This window comes from Kitasatospora sp. NBC_00039 (genome assembly GCF_045160625.1).
Classification (GTDB): domain Bacteria; phylum Actinomycetota; class Actinomycetes; order Streptomycetales; family Streptomycetaceae; genus Kitasatospora.
In genome coordinates this window covers 8,039,542-8,063,578 of the sequence record NZ_CP108289.1, presented here as the reverse complement: position 1 = coordinate 8,063,578, position 24,037 = coordinate 8,039,542, and the positions used below count along the sequence as shown (strand labels likewise).

Genomic DNA, 24,037 nt, shown 5'->3' with positions numbered 1-24,037 from the left:
GATGTTCAGACGGTGGTCAGCGCGGGCGCGGCCCGGTGCAGACCGAGGTTCCGGTGGATCTCCACGGAGGCGGTCGAGCTGTTCAGCGTGATGTAGTGCAGGCCGGGCGCGCCCTCCGTGAGCAGCCGCTCGCCCATCGCGGTGGCGTGGTCGACCCCGATCCGGTAGCCGGCGGCACGGTCACCGCTCGCCGCCTCCAACTGCCGGGCCAGTTCCGGCGGGAAGGCCGCATTGCTCAGCAGCGCGAACCGGCGGATCTGGTCGAAGGAGGTGGTCGGCATGATCTCGGGGATGATCGGGACGTCGCAGCCGGCGGCCGCGACCCGGTCGCGCAGCCGCAGATAGTCCTCGACCCGGAAGAACATCTGGGTGATCGCGAAGTCCGCGCCGGCACGGCACTTGGCGACGAAGTGCCGGATGTCGCTCTCCCAGTCCGACGAGCGCGGATGCCGCTCCGGGAAGGCCGCGACGCCGACGGTGAACCCCCCGGACGCCTTCAACAGCTCGACCAGTTCGGCCGCGTGGCGCAGACCGTCCGGGTGCGCGACCCACTCCCCCTGCGGATCGCCGGGCGGATCACCGCGCAGCGCAAGCACATCGCGGATCCCCGCGTCGGCGTACCGGCCGATGATCCGGCGCAGTTCGGCCACCGAGTGGCCGACGGCGGTCAGATGGGCGACGGGGCGGAGCGTGGTCTGGTTGCGGATGCGCTCGGTCAGATCGGTCGTCCTGGTCCGGGAGGAGCCACCCGCGCCGTAGGTGACGGAGACGAAGGCCGGGGCCGCCGCCTCGACCCGGCGGATCGTCTCCCAGAGCGCCCGCTCGCCCGCGGCCGCCTTGGGCGGGAAGACCTCGAACGAGTAGCTGCGTCCGCCCGCCGCCAGCAACTCCGCGATGCCGCGCCGGTCGGTCGCCGTACCGTCGGATACGTGGTCGCCGGCCATGGTCACCTCGCGTTGAAGTAGGTGGCTTCGGGGTGGTGGATGACGATGGCGTCGGTGGACTGTTCGGGGTGGAGCTGGAACTCCTCGGAGAGCACCACACCGATCCGCTCGGGCCGCAGCAGCTCCGCGATCTTGGCGCGGTCCTCCAGCTCCGGGCAGGCCCCGTACCCCAGCGAGAACCGGGCCCCCCGGTACTTGAGCGCGAACATGTCCCGCACGTCCTGCGGGTCCTCGTCGCCGAAGCCCAGCTCGTAACGGACCCGGGCGTGCCAGAACTCCGCCAGCGCCTCCGCCAGCTGCACCGACAGGCCGTGCAGCTCCAGGTAGTCGCGGTAGGAGTTGTTCGCGAACAGCTCGTTCGCGGCCTCGGAGATCCGGTTGCCCATGGTGACCACCTGGAGACCGACCACGTCCTTGACGCCCGACTCCTCCGGACGGAAGAAGTCCGCCAGGCACAACCGCCGCCCGCGCCGCTGGCGCGGGAAGGTGAAGCGGGTCCGCTCGGAGCCGTCCTCGTGGAAGACGATCAGGTCGTCGCCCTTGGAGTTGGCCGGGTAGTAGCCGTAGACCACGGCCGCCTCCAGCCAGCCCTCGGTCTGCAGCCGGTCCAGCCACATCCGCAGCCGCGGCCGGCCCTCGGTCTCCACCAGCTCCTCGTACGAGGGCCCCTCGCCGCCGCGAGCCGCCTTGAGGCCCCACTGGCCCTTGAACAACGCGTCCTCGTCCAGCCAGGAGGCATAGTCCGCGAACGGCACGCCCTTGACGATCCGGTCGCCCCAGAACGGCGGGGCGGGCACGGTGTTGTCCACCGCCACGTCCGAGCGGACCTGCCCGAGGCTGACCTCCTCCGCCTCCGTCACCTCCACCCGGGCGTGCCGGCGCTGCTTCAGCTCCGGCAGCACCGCCCCCGGCACGCCACGCTTGACCGCGATCAACGCGTCCATCAACCGCAGCCCCTCGAACGCGTCCCGCGCATAGCGGACCTCGCCCCCGTAGATCTCGTGGAGGTCCTGCTCGACATAGGCCCGGGTCAGAGCCGCCCCACCCAGGATCACCGGGAAGTCGGCCGCCAGCTTGCGCTGGTTCAGCTCCTCCAGGTTCTCCTTCATGATCACAGTGGACTTCACCAGCAGACCCGACATGCCGATCACGTCCGCCCTGTGCTCCTGCGCGGCATCCAGGATCGCCGAAACCGGCTGCTTGATGCCCAGATTCACCACGGTGTAGCCGTTGTTGGACAAGATGATGTCGACCAGGTTCTTGCCGATGTCATGGACGTCGCCCTTGACCGTGGCCAGCACGATCGTGCCCTTCCCCTCGTCGTCGGACTTCTCCATGTGCGGCTCCAGATACGCCACCGCGGTCTTCATCACCTCCGCGGACTGGAGCACGAACGGCAACTGCATCCGGCCGGAGCCGAACAGCTCGCCGACCACCTTCATCCCGGCCAGCAGCGTGCCGTTGACGATCTCCAGCGCCGCACGCTCCGTCAGCGCCTCGTCCAGGTCGGCCTCCAAACCACCCCGCTCACCGTCGATGATCCGGCGCTGCAGGCGCTCCTCCAGCGGCAGCGCGGCCAGCTCCTCCGCCTTGGACGCCTTGACCGACGCCGAGGAGACACCCTCGAACAGCTGCAGCAGCTTCTGCAACGGGTCGTAGCCCTCGCTTCGGCGGTCGTAGACCAGATCGAGCGCCACCTCACGCTGCTCCTCCGGAATCCGCGCCATCGGCAGGATCTTCGACCCGTGCACGATCGCCGAGTCCAACCCGGCCTCCACACACTCGTTCAGGAACACCGAGTTGATCACCACACGCGCCGCCGGACTCAACCCGAACGAGATGTTGGACAGGCCCAGGGTGGTCTGCACGCCCGGATGACGACGCTTGAGCTCACGGATCGCCTCAATGGTCTCGATGCCGTCCCGGCGGGACTCCTCCTGGCCCGTGCCCAGGGTGAACGCCAGGCAGTCCACCAGGATCGAGCCCTCGTCGATGCCGTACTCGGTGGTGAGCTGCCCGATCAGCCGCTCGGCGATGGCCACCTTGGTCTCGGCGGTACGGGCCTGCCCGCCCTCGTCGATGGTCAGCGCGATCAGGCCGGCGCCGTGCTCACGCGCCAGCGACGCGATCCGCCCGAACCGGGTGTCCGGGCCGTCACCGTCCTCGTAATTGACCGAGTTCAGCACGGCACGGCCACCGAGCGCCTCCAGACCCGCCCGCAACACCTCCGGCTCCGTGGAATCCAGCACGATCGGCAGCGTCGACGCAGTCGCGAGGCGGCCGGCGATCTCCTTCATGTCAGCGACACCGTCGCGGCCGACGTAGTCAACGCAGAGGTCCAGCAGGTGGGAGCCGTCCCGGATCTGCTCGCGGGCGATCTCCACACACGCCTGCCAGTCCCCGGCCAGCATCGACTCGCGGAACTTCTTCGACCCGTTGGCGTTGGTCCGCTCACCGATCGCCAGGTACGAGGTGTCCTGACGAAACGGCACCGCCTGGTACAGCGAGGCGGCCGAGGGCTCCGGGCGCGGATCACGGCCGGCGACCGGGCGGCCCTGCACCCGCTCCACCACCTGGCGCAGGTGCTCGGGCGTCGTCCCACAGCAGCCGCCCACCAACGACAGGCCGTACTCGCGGGTGAACACGTCATGGGCGTCCGCCAGCTCGGACGGGGAGAGCGGGTAGTGGGCGCCGTCCCTGCCCAGCACCGGCAGGCCCGCATTCGGCATGCAGGACAGGCCGATCTTCGCGTTCTTGGCCAGGTAGCGCAGGTGCTCACTCATCTCCGCCGGCCCGGTCGCACAGTTCAGGCCGATGAAGTCCACACCCAGCGGCTCCAACGCCGCCAGCGCCGCGCCGATCTCCGACCCCAGCAGCATCGTGCCGGTCGTCTCCACCGTCACCTGCACCAGCACCGGCAGATCCAGGCCCGCCTCCGCCAACGCCCGCTTGCAACCCAGGATGGCCGCCTTGGTCTGCAACAGGTCCTGACTCGTCTCCACCAGCAGCGCATCCGCGCCGCCGGCGACCAAGCCGGCCGCGTTCTGCCGGAAGCCGTCCCGCAACACCTCGTACGGGGCGTGGCCGAGGGTGGGCAGCTTGGTGCCGGGGCCGATCGAGCCGAGCACCCACCGCGTGCGGCCGTCCACGGCAAACGCGTCCGCCGCCTCCCGCGCGATCCGCGCACCCGACTCGGACAACTCGAAAACCCGCTCCGAGATGTCGTACTCCCCCAGCGCCGAGAAGTTCGCCCCGAACGTATTGGTCTCCACACAGTCCACACCCACCGCGAAATACGCGTCATGGACCGAACGCACGATGTCGGGCCGCGTCACATTGAGGACCTCGTTGCAGCCCTCCAGGTCCTGGAAGTCCTCCAACGACGGGTCCTGCGCCTGGAGCATGGTGCCCATCGCACCGTCGGCCACCACCACACGGGTGGCGAGGGCCTCACGCAACGCATCCGCGCGGCTCTGCTGCTGTGCCGTTCCGTTCCGCGGCGTCATCAGGCGCCGACCGGGGTGTCGTCGGTGCGGCCGATCAGCTCCGCGGCCGAGATGCGGTACTCCTGGGTGCCGACCGTCTGCAACACCTCGGTGGCGAGGGCGCAGCCGAGGCGGGCCGCGCGGGGCATCGGCCACCGGCGGGCGAGGCCGGCCAGGAATCCGGCCCGGAAGGCGTCGCCGACACCGGTGGGGTCGGCGACGTGGTCGGTGGGCACGGCGGGGACGAGCAGCGGTGCCGCGTCGCTCCGGAGGATGCGGACGCCGTCGGCACCGAGTGTGGTGATCCAGGTGCCGACCTCCTCGAGGATCTGCCGCTCCGTCCAGCCCGCGGTCTGCTGGAGCAGTGCGGCCTCGTACTCGTTGGTGAACAGCAGGTCCGCGCCCTGGACGAGGTGGCGGACCGCGGCCCGGTCGAGGCGGGCGAGTTGCTGGGACGGATCGGCCGCGAAGGAGAGGCCGAGGGTGCGGCACTCCTCGGTGCGGCGGATCATCGCCTCGGGGTCGTCGGGGGCGATGACGACGAGGTCGAGCCCGCCGGCGCGGTCCACGACGGGGGCGAGGCGGATCTCACGAGCCTCGCTCATCGCCCCCGCGTAGAACGTGGCGATCTGGTTCTGGTCGGCGTCGGTGGTGCAGACGAATCGCGCGGTGTGCCTGGTCCGGCTGATCAGCACGGACTCGGTGTCGACGCCGGCGGCCTGCAACCAGGCGCCGTACTCGGCGAAGTCGGCACCGGCCGCGCCGACCAGGACGGGACGCAGGCCCAGGCTTCCCAGCCCGAAGGCGATGTTGGCCGCGACCCCGCCGCGCCGGACCTCGAGGTCGTCGGCGAGGAAGGAGAGCGACACCTTGGACAGCTGGCCCTCGATCAACTGGTCCGCGAACCGCCCTGGGTAGACCATCAGATGGTCGGTGGCGATCGAACCGCTGACAGCGATACGCACGGCGGTGCCTCCTCGGGGCAACGGTGGGGCGACGGGTTCGGCGGGGCTCGGTTCGGCGGGGATCAGGCCAGGGCGACGGCCCGCAGCTTCTCCACCCGGTCGGCGCGCTCCCAGGTGAAGTCGGGCAGTTCCCGGCCGAAGTGGCCGTACGCGGCGGTCTGGGCGTAGATGGGCCGCAGCAGGTCGAGGTCGCGGATGATCGCGGCCGGTCGCAGGTCGAAGACCTCGCTGACGGCGTCCTGGATCCTGGCCACCGCAACGGTCTCGGTGCCGAAGGTCTCCACGAACAGACCGACCGGCTCGGCCTTGCCGATCGCGTACGCGACCTGCACCTCGGCGCGGCGGGCGAGGCCGGCGGCGACGATGTTCTTCGCCACCCAGCGCATCGCGTACGCGGCCGAGCGGTCCACCTTGGACGGGTCCTTGCCCGAGAAGGCGCCACCGCCGTGACGGGCCATGCCGCCGTAGGTGTCGACGATGATCTTGCGGCCGGTCAGGCCGGCGTCGCCCATCGGGCCGCCGGTCTCGAACCGCCCGGTGGGGTTGACCAGCAGCCGGTAGTCGCTGGTGTCCAGGGCCAGACCGGCCAGCACCGGTTCGACGACGAACTCGCGGATGTCGGGGGCGAGCAGCGAGTCGAGGTCGATGTCGGCGGCGTGCTGGGTGGAGACCACCACGGTGTCGAGGCGGACGGCGCGGTCGCCGTCGTACTCGATGGTCACCTGGGTCTTGCCGTCGGGGCGCAGGTAGGGGACGGTGCCGTCCTTGCGGACCTGGGTGAGGCGCTGGGCGAGCCGGTGGGCCAGCGAGATCGGCAGCGGCAGCAGCTCCGGTGTGTCGTCGCAGGCGTAGCCGAACATCAGGCCCTGGTCGCCGGCGCCCTGTCGGTCGAGCTCGTCGGCCTCCTCCTGACCGGCCCCCTCGACGCGGGTCTCGTAGGCGCTGTCCACGCCCTGCGCGATGTCGGGCGACTGGGAGCCGATGGAGACCGAGACGCCGCAGGAGGCGCCGTCGAAGCCCTTGGCCGAGGAGTCGTAGCCGATCTCCAGGACGGCCTCCCGGACCAGGGCGGCGATGTCGGCGTAGGCGCTGGTGGTGACCTCACCGGCGATGTGCACCTGACCGGTGGTGACCAGCGTCTCGACGGCGACCCGGGACGTCGGGTCCTCCCGTAGGAGGGCGTCGAGGATGGTGTCGCTGATCCGGTCCGCGATCTTGTCGGGGTGGCCCTCGGTCACGGACTCCGAGGTGAAGAGACGGCGGGACACGCTTCCTCCGAAGGGTCGGCTGCCATGGGCTGGCGGGGCCCGCACAGCCTGGGAGGGCGTTCTTCAGCTCGGCTCGAGCCCGGCTGGAAGGGCCGCCACGGGCAGGGGCCTCGAGCCGGACCTGAGCGGTGCGGCGCATCGTGCGGGTGTCCCGTACACGGCGGTGAGGAGAGGTGTCCATGGCGACGACGACGGGCCGGCCGGCCTTCCGGGTGCTGGTGATCGGCGGTGGGATCGGCGGTCTCAGCCTGGCGCAACGGCTGCGGCAGGCCGGGGTGGACGTCCGGGTGTACGAGCGCGACGAGTCGGCGGACGGCCGCCGGCAGGGCTACCGGCTGCGGATCAGCCCGGAGGGCGAGGCCGCGCTGCGGGCCTGCCTGCCGGCCCGGCTCACGGAGCTGGTGGCGGCGACGGCCAACACCCGGGACGATGCCGGGCTGGCCGCCTACGACGAGCAGCTGACGGAGCAGTGGGCGCCGAAGTTCGAGGATCCGCGGGCGGACCGGGCCGACAAGATCGACGCCGTGGACCGGGTGACCCTGCGCCGGATCCTGCTGGCCGGCCTGGCGGACACCGTCCACTTCGGCAAGAACTTCGAGCGGCTCGCGCGGACGCCCGACGGCCGGGTGACGGCCTACTTCGCGGACGGCACCGAGGCCACCGGCGACGTGCTGGTGGCGGCCGACGGCACCAACTCCCGGGTCCGGGCGCAGCTGCGGCCGGGGGACGCTCCCCAGGACCTCGGCATCCGGACGGTGTTCTCCCGGATCCCCCGGGACGCGGCGATCGCGGCCGGCCTCCCGGCGGCGCTTCAGGACCGGTTCTCCTATGTGATCGGCACCGACGGCCATCACCTCGGCCTGATGCCGATGCTGTTCCGCGAGCGCCCCTCGGCCGCCGCCGCGAGGCTGGCGCCCGAGGCGGAGCTGGCGGACGGCGAGGACTACTACATGTCCGTGTTCAACGTGCACCAGCAGGACCTCGGCCTGTCGGAGGAGGACTTCTTCGCGCTGGACGGCGAGGAGCTGTGCGCGCTGGTGGTCGAGCGCACCCGGGCCTGGCACCCGGACCTCCGCGGGATCTTCGGCTTCGCCCAGCCGGAGACGACGTTCGCCGTCGCGCTGCGCGCCACCCGCCCGGTGGAGGCGTGGGAGACCGGCCCGGTGGTCCCGTTGGGCGACGCGGTGCACGCGATGCCGCCGTCCGGGGGCGTCGGGGCGAACACGGCGCTACGGGACGCGCAGGCGCTCGGCGGGCTGCTGGCCGAGGTGGCGGCGGGCCGGCGGGAGCTGGCGGACGCGGTGGCGGAGTACCAGAAGGCGATGATCGAGTACGCCACGGAGGGGGTCGAGATGTCGCTGAGGATCGCCGACTGGTCGATCAAGAAGGCCGCGGGCTGATCCGGGGCCGGACGACGCGGGAGGGGTGGGCCGGATCGTCCGGCCCACCCCTCCCGTTCTGTCCGGCCCGCCGGTCGCTCCCGGTCAGGACACCGCGCCCTCGTAGGCGCCGATGTTCGGCGCGGCGTCGGAGGGCACCGGGGCGCCGCCGCAGTCCTGTCCGCCGGTGAGGGCGACCCGGACACCCGCGCGGATGGCCGGGGACCCGCACTTCAGCCGGTAGCCGGTCCAGTCGGTGCCGGGCGCGGTGAACAGCGGGTCGGCCTTGACCGCGTGGAGGTCGCCGGCGGGGACCTGGTCGATGTTGAAGTACAGGTTGTGGTCGAAGGTGCTCACCGGGTCGGTGATGGTCGAACCGCCCGGCCGGCCGTAGAAGATGTTGTTGCGGTAGGAGACCACGGACTGGCCGTAGTTGCCGATCAGCGCCTTGGCGACGGAGGAGTACACCACGTTGTTGTAGAAGGAGAGGTTGGTCATGGTGACGCCGCAGCCGTTGAAGACCACCGGGAAGACGGCGCCGTTGTAGACGGCGTCGTGGTCGTTCTGGCTGATGTTGTAGCGGACGGTCACGCCGTCGCTGAACTGGCCCGGGGCGGTGCAGAAGGCGAGGAAGCCGCCGCCGTTGTCGTGGCTGTAGTTGTACTGGTAGACGACGTCCTGGTTCGAGCCGTCCGCGTCGAAGGCCATCATCGGCGGCGAGCTGGCGCCGTGCGAGACGTCGTTGTACTCCATCACGGAGTGGTCCGCGTTCCACACCCAGACGCCGGAGTGGTAGGCCGTGGCCCGCAGGCCGAACCCGTCGACGACGTTGTGGTCGATCAGCGGGGAGACGGCGTTCTGGACCACTATGCCGTCCCCGCCCATGTCGGCCAGGCGGTTGCCGGTGACCCGGACGTTGGTCATCGGCACGAAGTGGTTGGTGCCGGTCGGGAAGAGGTCCCGCTTGGACCACTGGGAGACGGTGGCGATGCCGTAGCCCTCGGTGGTGGTGACGGTGCTGTTCGCGACCCGGATGCCGTCGAAGGTGGTGGGCGTGGTCGAGCCGGCCGCCTTGAAGACGATGCCGCCGCTGGCCTCGTCGATCGGTCCGGTGCTGTCGACGCTGGTCACGTCGTGGACGTTGACGTTCTCGACGACGTAGTGGCTGCCGGTGCCGTAGTCGGTCAGCAGCACGTAGATGCCGGTGCGGACGGTACCGTCCTGGGCGGCCTTGTTGGAGACGTCGAGGTTGCGTATCTCCCAGCCCTGGCTGTTCTGCAGGAAGACCGCGGCGCGGGCGCCGCCGCCGGTGATCGCGGCGCGGGCGGTACCGCCGTACGAACCGATGGTGACCGGCCGGTCCGCGGTGCCGGAGCCGAGCGGGGCCAGTTGCCCGGCACAGGTGGTGCCGCTGCGCAGCAGGATCGAGTCACCGGGCCGGAAGGTGACGCCGTCGACCTTGGCGAGGCTGTGCCAGGCGGCGGTGGCGGTGGTGCCCGCGGCCGCGTCGTTGCCCGCCGCACAGTCGACGTAGTACTGGTGGCCGGTGGTGTCGGCGTGAGCGGCCGGCGCGGCGACGGCGGCGGGGGCGGCCGCGAGGGCCAGACCCACGACCGCTCTGAGGGTGCCACCGAGGAAGCCGGGGCGCCCTGGCGGCCGGCCGCGCCGGACGCCGGTCCGGTCTCCGGCCAGCGGGTTGCGGATGCTCATGACTGTTCCTTCCGATCGGGAAAACGCGGGACCGCCGGCGGTTTTCCGGCCGGCGGCGCTGCCTGCGAGGATGTGAGGGACCGCCCGACGCGCGCTCGGGCGGCGCTCGAGCGCGCGTCGGGCGCGGGTGGGGCCGGCCGTCAGCGGCCGCCCGCGGGGTGGATGACCTGTCCGCTGGTGTTCCCGTTGGCCGCCGAGCCGAGGAAGACGATCAGCCGGGCGACCTCGTCGGCGGTGCTCAGCCGGCCGCTCGGGGTCTCGGCGACGGCCTTCTCCAGCAGCGCCGGGTCGACCGCCTCGAGGCTCTCGGTGATGGTGCCGCCGGGCGCCACCACGTTGGCGAGTACGCCGTCACCGGTCCACATCAGGCCGCGCACGAAGCCGTGCAGGGAGGCCTTGGCCGCGCTGTAGATCTCCGAGCCCGGATTGCCGTGCATCGCGGTGACGGAGGAGAGCAGCACGATCCGGCCGAAGCCGCGTTCGCGCATCCCGCCGAGTGCCTGGCGGACCGTCCACAGGTGGCCCTCGACGTTCTCCCGGTACCGGCCGAGCCAGAAGTCCATCGGGAACTCCTGGTAGGGCACCATGTCCTCGGGATTCATCCACACCCAGGTCTGGGCGTTGGCGACCAGGACGTCGACCCCGCCCCAGGCCTCCTCGACGGCGGCGACCGTCTCCGCGATCGACTGCGGGTCGGCCAGGTCGTAACGGTGGGCGGACGCCCGGTCGGCGCCGCCGAGTTCCTCGACCAGCTTGTCGGCGGCCTCCTTGGACTTCAGGTAGGTGACCGCGACCCGCGCCCCCTCCGCGGCGAACGCCTTCGCCGTTGCCCGGCCTATCCCCCTGGTGGCACCGGTGACCAGCACCCGCTTGTCCGCCAACCCCAGATCCATGACATGTCCCCTCGTGCTCTGGCGGCGTGGCCCCACAGCCCCGCCGGCACCCCACCCTCGGCAAGGGCGCTCGAACACCGCTCGGGACACGGTGGAGCGCGACTCGAGCGGGTCGCCGGCCGTACTCCCCCTCGTGGGTTCCTCGAGTGCTTCTGGAGCGGTCGGGCGCACTGTTCGCGCCGTCCGGCCGTTCCTCGTCGAAAGGCACCACGATGGCCACCTCCGCACCGCCCCTGACCACCGCGCCCGCCCCGGACCGGCTCCGCTGGTTCGCCCTGGCGGCGATTCTCACCACCCACTGCATGGACCTGCTCGACGGCATGATGGTGAACACCGTCGCGCCGTCGATCCGCACCGGACTGCACGGCAGTTACGCGGACCTCCAGTGGATGGCCGCCGGCTACACCCTCGCCTTCGCCTCCCTGCTGATCACCGGCGGGCGGCTCGGGGACGTCCTCGGCCGCAGACGGATGCTGCTGGTCGGCACCGTCGGCTTCACCCTCGCCTCGCTGCTGGCCGCCTTCTCGGTCAACCCGCAGATGATCATCACCGCCCGGATCCTCCAGGGAGGCTTCGCCGCGGTGATGGTCCCGCAGGGGCTCGGCATCATGCGCGACCTCTTCCCCGGCCGTGAACTGCCCAAGGCCATCGGCATGATGGGCCCGGTCGTGGGTATCGCCGCGATCGTCGCGCCGGTGCTCGGGGGCGCCCTGGCCACCGGGGACCTCTTCGGTCTCGGCTGGCGCACGGTCTTCTTCATCAACGTGCCGCTCGGCGTCCTCGCGACCGTCGGCACCCTGCGGTACGTCCCCGCCGGGCAGCCCGTCGAACGGGCCGGGCTGCGCCGGCTGGACGGCGTCGGCACGGTGCTGGCCGCCGGGGCGATGGTGCTGGTGGCCTACCCGCTGATGCAGGGCCGCGGCGAGTCGTGGCCCGCCTGGTGCTTCGTCAGCATGGCGTCCGCGCTGCCGGTCCTGGCCCTGCTCGGGCTGCACCAGCTCCGGCGGGCCCGGGCCGGGCGGGTCCCGCTGATCGAGCCGGCCCTGGTGCGCAACGGGCGGTTCGTCGCCGCCCTGGTGGTCGGGATGTTCTACTACATGGCGCTCAGCGGCATGATGTTCGCCCTGCTGGTCCAGCTGCAGACCGCGCACGGCTTCTCGTCGCTGGGCGCCGGACTGGCGATGGTGCCGTGGACGCTCGCTTCGGCGGTCGGCTCGGCGCTGGCCGGCACGGTGCTGGCACGCCGCTGGGACGGCCTGCGCACGCTCCTGGGCGGGCTGGCGCTGCTGGCCGTCGGAGCGGTCGGGGTGATCGCCGTGGTGTCGGCCGGGCCGGACGTCTCCGGCTGGCAGCTGGCGGTTCCGCTGGTGCTGCTCGGGCTCGGCATGGGCGGGGTCCTGACCCCGTACTACAACCTGGCGCTCACCATGGTCGCGGTGCCGGAGACCGGTGCCGCGTCCGGACTGCTCAACTCGGTGCAGCAGTTGGGCAACAGCATCGGGTACGCGCTGCTGGGCACGGTCTTCTTCAGCTACCTGACGGAGGACCCGGCCAGTGCCGACGACGCGCTGCGGGTGACGTTCTGGCTCGCCGCCGGCCTGCTGGTGGCGGCCGGGGCGGCGGCCTTCCTGATGCGCGGACGGACGCTGCGGGCGCCGCGGGCGGGGCTCGAGGCCCAGCCCGAGGTGCCGGCGTAACGGGCCGGGCCCGGGCCCTCCGTGGGGAGGACCTGGGCCCGGCCGCCGGCGGCCGCGCGGTCGGCGCAGCGCGGGGCGGCCGGCGCAGCGCGGAGGGTCAGCGCAGCGCGGGGCGGCTCATCCCGCCGTCGATGGTGTAGTCGGCGCCGGTGATGCTGGGGACCGCGCCGGAGGCGAACAGCACCACCAGGGTGGCGACCTCCTCCGGCTCGATGATCCGGCCGGTGGCCAGCCCGGTCATCCTGGGCACCGCCTCGATGAACTGCTCCGGGGTGAGCCCGGCCTTCTCGGCCGTCGCCGGGTTGGTCCAGACCCTGGTGCGCACCGGGCCGGGCGAGATGGTGTTGACCCGGACGCCGCGCGGGGTGAACTCGGCGGCCAGCGACTTGCCGACGCTGGCGAGCGCGGCCTTGGCGGCCGAGTAGTGGCCGAGCCGCGGGTCGGCCAGGGTGGCGTTCACCGAGCCGATGTTGACCACCGCCCCCCGGCGCTCGACCAGGCTGGGCAGGGCCTCCCTGGTGGTCCGGACGGCGGTGAGGACGTTCAGCCCGAACGCTTCGAGCCAGGTGTCGTCGTCGATGTCGAGGAAGCCGTCGGCCAGCTTCACCCCGCCGCCGACGTTGTTGACCAGGATGTCGATGCCGCCGAACTCGGCGAGCGCGTGCTTCACCAGACGCCGCCCGCCGTCCTCGGTGGCGAGGTCCACGGCACGCGTGTGGGGTGTGGCGTCGAGCAGCTCCGGACCGACGGTCCGGGAGCCGCCTAGCACGTCGGCGCCGGCGGCTGCCAGGGCCCGGACGCAGGCCAGCCCGATCCCGCTGCCGGCACCGGTGACGACGGCCTTGCGGCCGGTCAGGTCGAATCGCATGGGGTCTCCTACGAGGTGGGTCGGCGTTGTTCGGCGAAGAAGCGACCGCTCGGGCCGCCGGCCGGGAGGTCGGCCAGGTCGGCGATGAACCGGGCCGCCTCCTCGGGCAGTTGCTGCTGACCGGGCATCATCCGGGTCCGGACCCGCCCGGGGTTGACGGCGTCGACCCGCACACCGGTGCCCTCGGTGTGGCCGGCCAGCAGCGTGGTCAGCCCGTTGAGGGCGCTCTTGGAGAGCGAGTAGCCGGGGGCGCCCGCGAACAGCCGGCCGCCGAACTCGGCGGTCGTGCCGCTGGAGAGCACCAGCACCTGGCCCCGGCCCCGGCGGACCATCGCCGGGACGAACGCCTGGATCACCCGCCAGGTGCCCAGCAGGTTGACCCGCAGGGTCTGTTCGACCAGGTCCAGCGGGACGCTCAGCGGGTCGGTGCGGGCGTCCAGCAGCACCCCGGCGTTGCAGATCAGCAGGTCGACCGGCCCGGCCGCCGCGGCGGCGCGCTCGACGCTCTCCGGGTCGGTGGTGTCCAGGGCCTGCCAACGGGTGCCCAGCTCGGCGGCGGCCGCGCGGGCGTCCTCGGCGGAGCGGGCGGTCAGCACCACGTCGGTGCCCCTCCGGTGGAGTTCGGCAGCGACGGCCCGGCCGATGCCCCGGTTGGCGCCGGTGATCAGCGCGGTGCGGCGCGCGGGGCCGTCCGGTCCGGCGGTCACGGCTTCACGTCCATGTCACGGTCTCCAGTCCCCGCCGGGTCAGCGGAAGCGCAGCGGCAGGTACTTGACGCTGTTCATGAAGTTGGTCGCCGGCCGGACGGGGTCGGCGGTGAGTTCCAGGCGGGGCAGCAGGTCGACCACGCCGTCCAGGAACTGGCGCAGCTCCATCGCCGCCAGGCCGTTGCCGATGCAGACGTGCGGGCCGCCGCCGCCGAAGCTCACGTGCTGGTTGGGGGTGCGGCCGACGTCGAAGCGGTCCGGGTCGGCGAAGACCGTCTCGTCGCGGTTGGCGGAGCTGTACCAGAGCACCACCGCGTCGCCGGCCGCGACGGGCTGTCCGGCGATCTCGGTGTCGGTGACGGCCCGGCGGGCGAAGTGGGTCACCGGGGTGACCCAGCGCAGCACCTCGTTCGCGGCCGACGGCACCAGGCTCCGGTCCGCGCGCAGCCTGGCGAGTTCGCCGGGTGCCTCCAGCAGGGCGAGGACCGCGCCGGTGACGGAGCAGTAGGTGGTCTCGATGCCCGCGGTGATCAGTGTGGAGGCGAAGAGGCCGACCTCGTCGGCGGTGAGCCGGTCGGGCAGGCCGAGCCGGTCGGCACCCTGGAGCCGGGCCGCGAGCAGCAGCGAGAGGCAGTCGTCGGCGGGGTGCGCGGCGCGGTGGCGGGCGAAGTCCAGCAGGTACTCGTGGATCAGCTGGAACGGGTTGCCCCCGCCGCCGTCCGCCTCGCCCCCGCCGCCCTCGCCCTCGTCGCCGAGGTTGACCGTGCGCCGGGCCCAGCCGAGCATCATGGCGCGGTCCCGGTGGGGGATGTCCAGCAGTTCGAGCAGCACCTCGAAGGGCAGCCGCAGTGCGATCGTCTCGGCGAGGTCGAAGGTGCCCTGCTCGCGGGCCTCGGCGAGCAGGCTGTCGACGATGCCCCGGACCGGCCCTTCCAGGGCGGCCAGCCGGGCGGGGGCGAAGGCCTTGAAGGTGAGTTTGCGGATCCTGGTGTGGTCGGGGCTGTCGAGGAAGGTGATGATCGGCGGGCTGGGGTCGACCTTGCGGATCGAGGTCATGGTGGTGGGGCTGGAGGAGAAGGTCCTGGCGTCCCTGGAGACGGCGGCGACCTCGCCGTGGCGCACCACGTGCCAGAGCGGTTCGCCGTCGGTGTCGACGCCCTTGACCAGGCCTTCGGTCTGCCGCAGCCGGCGGAAGTACGCGTGCGGGACGCCGTCGGCGAAGGAGGCCGGATCCATCAGGTCGAGGTCCTGGGCGGTCATCGGGCTGCCTTTCCGGCGAGGCGTGCCGGCACGCCGGCGCAGCAGTCGGCGAACGCGATCTCGTGCCCGACGCCCTCGGCGAAGTGGTCGATGAGCAGGCGGCGCTGCGCCGGGGTGGCGGCGGCGCCGGCGCGGTCGGCGAGGTCGCGGAACGCCTGGACGGCGTACCGGTAGGAGTCGCCGGGGTGGTAGGCGGTGATCCACGGCAGGTAGCGGGTGCCGGGCTCGGCGTGGTCGCGCAGATGGTCGGAGACCTCGGCGTTGAACCAGACCATGGGCAGCAGGGCGCCGAGGCCCGCGTGGAAGGAGTGCGCGGCGGAGGTGGTGAAGAAGGCGGCGTGCGCGGCCACGGCGGGTTCGGCGGGGCCGTCCTCGCCCGGGGCGGGCAGCCGCAGCTCGTCCGCGAGCGCGCCGTAGGCGGCGCGCAGCCCGTCCCGGGCCTCCAGGGTGCCGAGGACGGACTGCGCGAGCAGCGCGGTGTCCGCGTCGTCCCGGGCGGACGCGGCGCAGCGGGCGAGTGCGCGGGCGTAGGCGGGCAGCAGGTGGCCGGTGTCCTGGCGGACGAAGCGGGCCAGGGCCTCGGCGGGCAGGGTGCCACGCCGCAGGCCGGTCCAGAACGGATGGTCCAGCACCCGGCGCAGGGCCGGTGCGCTGATCTCGGCGAGTTCCCGGTGCAGCATCGCTCTCCCTCTCGGCGTCGTCGGCCCTCGGGTGGGGACGCTAGGCAGACGCGCTCGAAGGAGCCTGGGGCCCGCCTCGACGGCGGGTGGTGCGCGGCGGGTCAGTCGAGGTCGGCGGCGGGGCCGGCGAGTGCGGTGAGCTCCTCCCAGGACCAGGTGAGCCGGCCGGCCTCGATGTCCTCGACGACGGCGGTGAGCCAGGCGAGTTCGGCGGCGGCCATGGTGCGCTGGTAGTCGGTCTCCAGCAGGACGACCCGGCCGAGCCCGTCGTCGCTCTCCTCGGCGAGGGTGGCCTCCAGCTGCTCCAGGGTGCGGGCCACGGCCCGGACGCGGCGTTCCAGGACGGCGCGGGTCTCGTCCGGGGTGAGCATCAGCGCGAACGAGAGCGCGACGGGGAACTGCGGGAACTCCTGCTTGGGGGTGCCGAGCATCTCGAGCAGCCAGGCCCGGGTGGTCTCCCGGCCGGCCTCGGTGACCTTGTAGAGGGTGCGTTCCGCGTACTGCTGGTCGCGGCCGACCTCGTGCACCTCGACCAGGCCGGCGGCCTGGAGCCGCTCGATGGTCCGGTAGATGCCGGCCCGCTGGTTGACGTTGACGACCTGGTCCTTGCCCCACTGCTTGATCAGCCGCTGCATGCCGTAGGGGTGCAGCGGCTGGTAGTGCAGCAGCGACAGGACGGTCAGGGCGAGCGGGGAGCTGCGGAGTGCGGTGTCGGCCATGGGCGCATCGTACGGCCGCGCCACCGTCCCCCGGCAACTAGTCATCACAGAACCAGTTGACACGGAACTAGTTTCACTGCAACTATGAAGAAGTCAGCACGGAAGCTCACCCGGACAGGAAGGACCCACCGAGATGACCGCCACCGAGCGCATCCTCGCCGACCACACCGTGACCAAGCGGCTGGGCAACTGGACCGGCGCGGACAGCTTCGACGTCCGCGGCCGCGACGCCAGCATCGTCCTCGACCTCCGCTCCCCGGACGTCCCGGACGACCTCCAGTTCCACCTCGACCTGCACCGGACCACCGTCAAGCTGCTGGTCTCCGACGGCGACACCCTCGACCACTGGGACGTGACCTGGCCCGCCAAGGGCCGGCTCAAGGACGCCCAGGGCCCGACCGGCAAGACCGGCCGCCGGATCCACCTGTACGGCACCGCCGTCAACAGCGAGATCCGGGTCCACCGCGGCGGCGTCGCGATCGTCTCGGCGATGCTCTCCCGGGAGTACCTGGACGACGCGCTGGCCGCCCGCCGCGAGGGCCGGCACACCACCGTCGACGACCCGTCGCGCGCGGTCTGACGGCATGCCGAAGGCCGGCCCGTGGCGGGAGGGGATGCCACGGACCGGCCTCGAATCGGCGTGTGGAACTGCCTGGGGAACGGCGGAACGGCGTTGCGGAACTACCTGGGGAAGGGCCGGAGGGAACGGCCGGAGGAACGGCGTACTACCAGGTGACGGGAAGCTCGTGCGCCCCGTGGAACACCTTGGACTCGCCGGCCGTGCGGACCTTGTCGGCCGGCACCGCGAGCCGCAGGTCCGGCAGCCGGCGCAGCAGCGCGCGGAACGCCAGCTTCATCTCCACCCGCGCCAGCTGGGCGCCCAGGCACTGGTGGACGCCGTGGCCGAACGCCAGGTGCGGCGCCTGCGCCCGGGTCAGGTCCAGCCGGTCTGGGTCCGGGTACTGCTCCGGATCCCGGTTGGCGGCGGCCAGCGAGACGATCAGCGTCTCGCCGGCCCGGACGGTCCGGCCCCCCACCTCGAGGTCGGCGCGCGCCGTCCGGGTCAGCCCGAACTGGACGATCGTCAGGTAGCGCAGCAACTCCTCCACCGCGCCGTCCAGCAAGGACTCGTCACTGCGCAGCAGCTCCGCCTGCTCCGGGTGGCTCAGCAGCGCGAACGCCCCGAGGCCGAGCATGTTGGCCGTCGTCTCCAGCCCGGCGATCAGCAGCAGGGCCGCGATGCCCACCACCTCGTCGTCCTCGAGCGGGGTGTCACCGTGCAGCAGATCGCTCAGGATGTCGTCGCGACGGTCGGACCGCCGCTCGCGGACCAGGTCGGCCAGCCCGCCGTAGAGGCCGTCCCGGGCCTCCCGCAGCGGATCCTCGGCGACGTCGAGCGAGAGCATGGTGAGGATCCACCGCTGGTAGTCCGGCCGCTGGTGCTCCGGAATGCCCAGCATGCCGGTGATCACCCGGGTCGGAACGGGCTGGGCGAACCACTCGACCAGGTCGGCGGGCGCGCCGTGCGCGATCATCGCGTCCAGCTGCTCGTCGATAATCCGTTCCAGTTCCGGGGTGATCTCGCGGCACCGCTTGCGGGTGAAGTAGCGGCTCACCAGGCGCCGGTAGCGGCTCTGCTCCGGCGGGTCCAGCGCCGAGAACACCCCGGGCGGGACGTCCAGTTCATCCTCGGGGAGCGGCAGTTCGGTGGCCGGCGTGACCTGGATCAGTGGCGGACTGGTCCTCGGGTCGGCGAGCGCGGCGCGGACGTCGTCGTACCGGGTGGCCAGCCAGCCGACCCGGCCGCCGGGCAGCCGGAGCCGGCTCACCGGCCGCTCGGCGCGCAACCTCGCGTACTCCTCGGGCGGGTCGAACGGGCACCCCCGCCGCGACGGCAGGGTCATCGGGTCGGGAAGTGGTCTCTCCATCAGCACACCTGTGTCTCGAATCGGCCGGCTCAAGGGGCCGGACGCGTCTCAAGGGCCTCGTCTGGTCGGACCCGCCGTCAGACCGGCCGGTACTCCAGCAGCGCCACGTCGCCGGGCACCGGCTCGTTGGCGCGCACGAACCCGGCCGCGCCGGCGATCCGGTCCCACTCCGCCAGACCCCGCTCGCGGCCGCCGAGCACGGCCAGCGACTCGACGTCGATCAGCTTGCCCACGTCCCACTCCCCCGGGCCGCGCAGCAGGTTCTCCACGATCAGCAGCCGGGCGTCACCCTCGCCGATCGCGGCACGGACGGACCGCAGGATCAGCTCGGCCTTGGCGTTGTCCCAGTTGTGCAGGGTGTTCTTGATGAAGTAGGCGTCGCAGCCGGCCGGCACCTCGACGAAGAAGTCGGTCGGCGCCACGGTGATCCGGTCCCCCACCCCCGAGCCGTCCAGCACCTCCTTGGCCTCGGCGACGGTGTGCGCCTGGTCGGCCAGCACCCCGGTGGTGCCGGGAAAACGGCGGAGCAGCTCCACCAGGAAGTGCCCGCGGCCGCCGCCCACGTCGGCGATCCGGCGGAACCGGCCGAAGTCGAACTCGTCGAAGATCCGCTCGGTGCCCGGGTAGCGGTTCTGCAGCATCGCCCGGTCCAGCACCGCGGCCTTGTCCGGATTGGCCTGGGTGTACTCGTAGAACGGCGAGCCGAAGGCCTCGACGAACGCGGCCTCGCCCGTCCGCAGGGAGTGCGCGACGTTCTCGTACGGGCGCCAGAGCATCGGGTCCGAGGCGAACAGGAACATGTCCCGGATACCGCCCTCGGCGTCCGAGACCAGGCCCTCGGACACCGGCCGCAGTGCGAACCGGCCCTCCCGGTCCTCGTCCAGGACACCGGCTGCGGCAACGGCCCGCAGGACCCGGTACAGCGCGTCGGCGTCGGTGCCGGTGGCCGCGCTCAGCTCGGCCGCCGTACGCGGGCCGCCGGCCAGCGCGTCCGGCACCCCGACCTCGACGATCGCCCGCAGCGCGCCGATCGCCCACTTCGCATAGATGAATCCGAGTACCTGCTGGCGCGGCGGCAGGCCCTGGTCGAACCAGCCGGCCATGCCCGGGGTCTCGGGTGTGCTGCCCTGCACGTTCATCGTCGTACACCTCTCGGTCGGCGCTCCGGCCGCCCCAGAGTCGGGGCGCCCGCTCGAAGCGGCGTCGCGCGGCGGTCGAGCGCGGGACGGGTCCACCGGCGGTCGAGGGGTTCTCGAAGCGCCCCCCGCACGCTGCCGGGGCTACCCCTACCGACGGAAGGAGACGCCCGTGTGCGGTATCACCGGCTGGGTGGACTTCGGGCAGGACCTCGCACAGCGGCGGCCCGTACTACGGGCGATGACCGCGGCACTGGCCAACCGTGGTGTCGACGGCGAAGGCCTCTGGCTGGGCGGCGCCGCCGCCCTCGGTCACACCCGTACGGCCGTCATCGACCTCGACGGCGGCGCGCAGCCGCTGGCCGCCGAGGAGGACGGCCGGACGGCCGCCGTGATCGTCCACAACGGCGAGATCTACAACTTCCGGCAGCTGCGCGACGAACTGACGGCCCGCGGCCGCCGGTTCCGCACCCGCTCCGACACCGAGGTGGCCCTCCAGGCGTACCTGGAGTGGGGGCCCTCCTTCGCCGAACGGCTGGAGGGCATCTTCGCGTTCGCCATCTGGGACGTACGCCGGAACGAACTGGTGCTGGTCCGGGACCGGTTGGGCGTCAAGCCGCTCTTCTACGCCGAACTGCCCCAGGGGGTGCTGTTCGGTTCCGAACCGAAGGCGCTGCTGGCGCACCCGCAGATCCGCCCCGTGGTGGACGGCGACGGGCTGCGCGAGCTGTTCTCGGTCGCCAAGCAGCCCGGCCGGGCGGTCTTCCGCGACATGCGGGAGCTGCTCCCCGGCCACACCCTGACGATCGGCCGCGGCGGCGCCCGGCTGCGCCCCTACTGGACGCTGACCGCCCGCCCGCACACCGACGGCCTGAAGGACACCGTCGCCACCGTGCGCGACCTGCTGCACGACATCGTGTCGCGCGAACTGGTCGCCGACGTGCCGCTGTGCACCGCGCTCTCCGGCGGCCTGGACTCCAGCACCGTCACCGCGATCGCGGCCGGCCTGCGCCGGGACCGGGACGGCGAGCGCACCCGCACCTTCGTGACCACCTTCGACGACTACGTCGAGCGATTCCAACGCGACGACGTCCGTTTCTCCCCGGACGAGCCGTACGCGATCGAGGTCGCCCGGCACGTCGACTCCGACCACGTCAACATCCGGCTGGACCCGAAGACCCTGATGGACCGCCGGACCAGGCTCGACGTGGTGCTGGCGCAGGACGGCCCCTCCACCCTCGGGGACATGGACACCTCCAACTACCTCACCTCGCGCGAGATCAAGCGGCACTCCACGGTGGCGCTGGTCGGCGAGGTGGCCGACGAGATCTTCGGCGGCTACAACTGGATGTTCAAGCCCGAGTGCATCGCCGCCGACACGTTCCCGTGGGTGGTCAACGAGGGCCTGCACCCCAGCAACCGGGGCGGCCAGGGCCGTGACCTCTTCGGCACCGGCTTCCTCGACAAGCTGGACATGGCCGGCCACTACGCCGACACCTACCGCGAGGCGGCCGCACAGGCCCCGCACCAGGACGGCGAGAGCCCCGAGGAACACCGGATGCGCACCATCGGCTACCTCACCCTGACCCGGTGGCTGCCGATGCTGCTGGACCGCGGCGACCGGCTCTCCATGGCGAACGGCCTGGAACTGCGGGTGCCCTACGCCGACCACCGGCTGGTCGAGTACCTCTACAACACGCCGTGGAGCCTCAAGACCCACGACGGCCGGGAGAAGTCCCTCCTGCGGGACGTCGCCCGCGACCTGCTGCCCGTCTCGGTCCTGGAGCGCAAGAAGAGCCCGTGGCCGGTCACCCAGGACCCGGCGTACACCCGGATGCTGCACGCCGAACTGGCCGCGCTGGTCGCCGACGACAGCGCGCCGATCCTGCCCTACCTCAACCTCGACGCGGTGCGGCGCACCCTGGCCGCGCCCGGTGAGGCGCACGACTGGCCGAGCCGGATGCACCTGGAGATGGCGCTGCAGTTCAACACCTGGCTCACGCACTACGACATCGAGCTGGCGCTCTGAATGGAGACCGACATGACCGACCCCGCCGGCGGCCCGATCGCCGACGAACGCCTGGACCCGCGGATCGCGCACGCCCAGGAGGTGTACACCAAGGGCAAGCTGGCCATCTACGACAAGTGGGTGCTCGGTCTGTTCTGCTCGGCGGTCTGGCGCTGCCCGGCGCACGTGATGCGCCGGCTGTACGACACCGAGGCCGGCCGGCGGCACCTGGACATCGGCCCCGGCACCGGCTACTTCGTGGACCGCTGCGAGTTCCCCGTCCCCGACCCGGAGATCACCCTGCTCGACCTGAGCGAGGAGTGCCTGACCATGTCGGCCCAGCGGCTGGCCCGCTACCGGCCGCGGACCTGCCAGGCCAACCTGATGAACCGGCTGCCGCTGCCCAAGGGGCACTTCGACTCGGCGGCGATGAACCTGGTCTTCCACACCATCCCCGGCGGCTGGGACGCCAAGGGCGTCATCCTCGGGCACGTCGCCGAGACGCTGCGGCCCGGCGGGGTGCTCTTCGGCACCACCGTGCTCGCCGAGGGGGTGCCGATGAACCGCTTCACCCACAAGCTGCTGCTGGAACAGCACCGACGCGGCAACTTCCAGAACCAGGGCGACGACCCGCAGGGCCTGGAGCGCCAGCTCGCCAAGTACTTCCCGGACTACACGGTGCGGATCCGGGGCGCGGTCGCGGTCTTCAAGGGCATCGCCGGCTGACGGCGCCCACGCCGAAGGCGCCGGCCCCCGGGAAGGGGACCGGCGCCTTCGGCGTCCGCCGGGCCGGATCAGGCCTTGGCTGACAGCACCTCGCGCAGCGCACCGGCCAGCGCGGCCGCCGGATCGGCCGGCAGCTCCTCGCTGCGCCACGCCACGTACCCGTCGGGGCGGACCAGCACCGCGCCGCCGTGCCCGAGCCGGTAGCGGGCGGCCCAGTTGGCCTCGACGTCGACCAGGTCGGCACCGGCCGAGGCGGGACCGACCCGGTAGGCCCGCACCGGGACGGACGTGTGCGCCGCCGCCTCCGCCGCCGCCCGCGTCCACTCGTTCCCGGCCGGGCCGGTGACCAGCGTGAACGCGTCGTGGAAGAGGTCGTGCACGCCGATCCGGCGGCCCTCGTGGTCCAGCCACAGGTGCGGTGCCCGGGAGCCGGGCCGCGCCCGCTGCTCCACCTGCTCGCCGATCACGCCGGTGTGCTCGGCCCCCAGCGTCGCCGAGGAGCTGTACAGCTGCGCCAGGATGCACAGCGTCGGCTCCAACGGGTCCTCCTGCGGGGTGGGCCCGAAGCGGGACTCCTGGCTGCGCACCGTGAGGTCCGCCAGTTCGACCGCCACCGCGCGCCGCTCGGCCTCGTAGCTGTCGAGCAGCGCGTCACCGGCCTGGCCCTTGACCACCGCGGCGAGCTTCCAGGCCAGGTTGTGCGCGTCCTGGACGGCCGAGTTGGCGCCCAGCGCGCCGGCCGGCGGCCACACGTGCGCGGCGTCGCCGACCAGGAAGACCCGGCCCGCCCGGTAGGCGTCGGCGACCGCCACCGCCTCCTCCCAGGCGGCCTTGTCCAGCACCTCGACCGGCTGGTCCCGGCCGATCAGCGCCTTCGCGGCCTCGGCGCACCGCTCGACGGTGTAGTCCTCCGGGGACTCCACCGCCGGGTCGTAGGTGAGCGCCACGCCCCACTGGCCGGGCACCGCGTGCGTCACGAAGCCGCCCGACGCGCCCGCCCCGCCGATGATCCAGAACAGCGCGGTCTTCGTCATCAGGTCCGACAGGTCGGCCTTGATCACGAAGGAGACGTAGGAGCGGATCGCTCCGCGGCCGGAGCGGGCGATGCCCACCTGCTCCCGGATGGTGCCCCGGTAACCGTCGCAGGCGACCAGGTACTGGGCCCGCACCGTGCGCCGGTCGCCGGTCGCCCGGTCCTCGACCACCGCGGTGACGCCCTCGTCGTCCTGCTCGATCTCCACGCACTGGGTGTAGTGCCGGATCTCGGCGCCCTTCTCCCGGGCGGCGCCGGCCAGCACCGGCTCCACGGTGCTCTGGTCGGCCATGCCGAACTCGCCCGCGGTGAACTCGGGCAGCGCCCGCGGCGAGTCCTGCTGCATGATCCAGTTCCACTCGGAACTCAGGTTCGCGCAGCGCACCACGCCGGAGTCGGCGTCGAACGGCCGGCCGGCCTCCTTGATCAGCGGCTCGATGCCGAGCGGACGGTAGATCTCCATGGTGCGCGGGTTGATGCCGCGCGCACGGCCCTGGACGGCGACGCCAGCGTGCCGGTCGACCAGGAGGGAGCGCACGCCGTGGTGCGACAGGAACAGCGAGGTCGCCAGACCCGCGTACCCGCCGCCGACGATCAGTACGGGCACGGTGTCGTCGTAAGAGCTCACGTT

At 72.3% G+C, this 24,037-nt stretch carries 19 protein-coding genes; 5 read left to right on the top strand and 14 right to left on the bottom strand.

The window, feature by feature from the left end; all coding sequences use genetic code 11:
- Positions 1–5: 5 nt before the first annotated feature.
- The 4 genes from metF to metK form a co-directional block, all read right to left on the bottom strand.
- Positions 6–944 (bottom strand): methylenetetrahydrofolate reductase [NAD(P)H], encoded by a 939-nt coding sequence (gene metF / locus OG286_RS35685; protein ID WP_405358751.1) that lies wholly within the window; start codon positions 942–944, stop codon positions 6–8.
- A 2-nt stretch (positions 945–946) separates the two neighbouring features.
- Positions 947–4,450 carry a methionine synthase gene (gene metH, locus OG286_RS35680; RefSeq protein ID WP_405358752.1) on the bottom strand — a complete coding sequence of 1,168 codons (3,504 nt, stop codon included), beginning with the start codon at positions 4,448–4,450 and terminating at the stop codon, positions 947–949.
- Positions 4,450–5,394: a carbohydrate kinase family protein gene (locus OG286_RS35675; RefSeq protein WP_396325736.1), complete on the bottom strand. Its 945-nt coding sequence runs from the start codon at positions 5,392–5,394 to the stop codon at positions 4,450–4,452. The genes metH and OG286_RS35675 overlap by 1 nt, the downstream gene beginning before the upstream one ends.
- 62 nt (positions 5,395–5,456) lie before the next feature.
- Positions 5,457–6,662, bottom strand: coding sequence for a methionine adenosyltransferase (gene metK / locus OG286_RS35670; protein WP_405358753.1), 1,206 nt, complete (start codon positions 6,660–6,662; stop codon positions 5,457–5,459).
- A gap of 179 nt (positions 6,663–6,841) precedes the next feature.
- Here metK and OG286_RS35665 point away from each other — a divergent pair, with 179 nt between their 5' ends.
- Positions 6,842–8,062, top strand: coding sequence for an FAD-dependent oxidoreductase (locus OG286_RS35665; protein ID WP_396325734.1), 1,221 nt, complete (start codon positions 6,842–6,844; stop codon positions 8,060–8,062).
- Between the two features lie 84 nt (positions 8,063–8,146).
- On the opposite strand, the gene OG286_RS35660 is transcribed toward OG286_RS35665, so the two are convergent.
- Positions 8,147–9,751, bottom strand: a complete 1,605-nt coding sequence (locus OG286_RS35660) for a right-handed parallel beta-helix repeat-containing protein (RefSeq protein WP_396325733.1) — start codon at positions 9,749–9,751, stop codon at positions 8,147–8,149.
- Positions 9,752–9,891: 140 nt separating this feature from the next.
- Positions 9,892–10,644 (bottom strand): SDR family NAD(P)-dependent oxidoreductase, encoded by a 753-nt coding sequence (locus tag OG286_RS35655; protein ID WP_396325732.1) that lies wholly within the window; start codon positions 10,642–10,644, stop codon positions 9,892–9,894.
- Positions 10,645–10,856: 212 nt separating this feature from the next.
- Here OG286_RS35655 and OG286_RS35650 point away from each other — a divergent pair, with 212 nt between their 5' ends.
- Complete coding sequence (locus tag OG286_RS35650) at positions 10,857–12,341, top strand: MFS transporter (RefSeq protein WP_396325731.1); 1,485 nt, start codon at positions 10,857–10,859, stop codon at positions 12,339–12,341.
- A 97-nt stretch (positions 12,342–12,438) separates the two neighbouring features.
- On the opposite strand, the gene OG286_RS35645 is transcribed toward OG286_RS35650, so the two are convergent.
- From OG286_RS35645 to OG286_RS35625, 5 genes are all read right to left on the bottom strand, one after another.
- Positions 12,439–13,209, bottom strand: coding sequence for an SDR family NAD(P)-dependent oxidoreductase (locus OG286_RS35645; protein ID WP_405366017.1), 771 nt, complete (start codon positions 13,207–13,209; stop codon positions 12,439–12,441).
- A gap of 8 nt (positions 13,210–13,217) precedes the next feature.
- Entirely contained in the window at positions 13,218–13,916 is a 699-nt protein-coding gene (locus OG286_RS35640) for an SDR family NAD(P)-dependent oxidoreductase (RefSeq protein ID WP_405358754.1), read from the bottom strand.
- A 39-nt stretch (positions 13,917–13,955) separates the two neighbouring features.
- Entirely contained in the window at positions 13,956–15,176 is a 1,221-nt protein-coding gene (locus OG286_RS35635) for a cytochrome P450 (protein ID WP_396325728.1), read from the bottom strand.
- Positions 15,173–15,856: a TenA family protein gene (locus OG286_RS35630; RefSeq protein ID WP_396325727.1), complete on the bottom strand. Its 684-nt coding sequence runs from the start codon at positions 15,854–15,856 to the stop codon at positions 15,173–15,175. Before OG286_RS35630 ends, OG286_RS35635 begins: the two co-directional genes overlap by 4 nt.
- 101 nt (positions 15,857–15,957) lie before the next feature.
- The gene (locus OG286_RS35625) at positions 15,958–16,575 is read right to left on the bottom strand and encodes a PadR family transcriptional regulator (RefSeq protein ID WP_405358755.1); all 618 of its coding nucleotides are present in this window, start codon (positions 16,573–16,575) and stop codon (positions 15,958–15,960) included.
- A 133-nt stretch (positions 16,576–16,708) separates the two neighbouring features.
- On the opposite strand from OG286_RS35625, the gene OG286_RS35620 reads away from it, so the two are divergent.
- On the top strand, positions 16,709–17,155 hold the full coding sequence (locus OG286_RS35620) for a hypothetical protein (protein ID WP_396325725.1): 447 nt from the start codon (positions 16,709–16,711) through the stop codon (positions 17,153–17,155).
- Between the two features lie 145 nt (positions 17,156–17,300).
- On the opposite strand, the gene OG286_RS35615 is transcribed toward OG286_RS35620, so the two are convergent.
- On the bottom strand, positions 17,301–18,503 hold the full coding sequence (locus OG286_RS35615) for a cytochrome P450 (protein ID WP_396325724.1): 1,203 nt from the start codon (positions 18,501–18,503) through the stop codon (positions 17,301–17,303).
- Positions 18,504–18,580: 77 nt separating this feature from the next.
- A complete protein-coding gene (locus tag OG286_RS35610) occupies positions 18,581–19,642 on the bottom strand; it encodes a methyltransferase (protein WP_396325723.1) in 1,062 nt (353 codons plus the stop codon).
- A gap of 169 nt (positions 19,643–19,811) precedes the next feature.
- Here OG286_RS35610 and asnB point away from each other — a divergent pair, with 169 nt between their 5' ends.
- Entirely contained in the window at positions 19,812–21,668 is a 1,857-nt protein-coding gene (asnB, locus tag OG286_RS35605) for an asparagine synthase (glutamine-hydrolyzing) (protein WP_396325722.1), read from the top strand.
- Between the two features lie 12 nt (positions 21,669–21,680).
- Positions 21,681–22,373, top strand: a complete 693-nt coding sequence (locus OG286_RS35600; RefSeq protein WP_405358756.1) for a class I SAM-dependent methyltransferase — start codon at positions 21,681–21,683, stop codon at positions 22,371–22,373.
- 68 nt (positions 22,374–22,441) lie between these two features.
- Here the strand turns inward: OG286_RS35600 and OG286_RS35595 are convergent, their stop codons facing one another.
- The gene (locus OG286_RS35595) at positions 22,442–24,034 is read right to left on the bottom strand and encodes an FAD-dependent monooxygenase (RefSeq protein WP_396325720.1); all 1,593 of its coding nucleotides are present in this window, start codon (positions 24,032–24,034) and stop codon (positions 22,442–22,444) included.
- Positions 24,035–24,037: the final 3 nt, after the last annotated feature.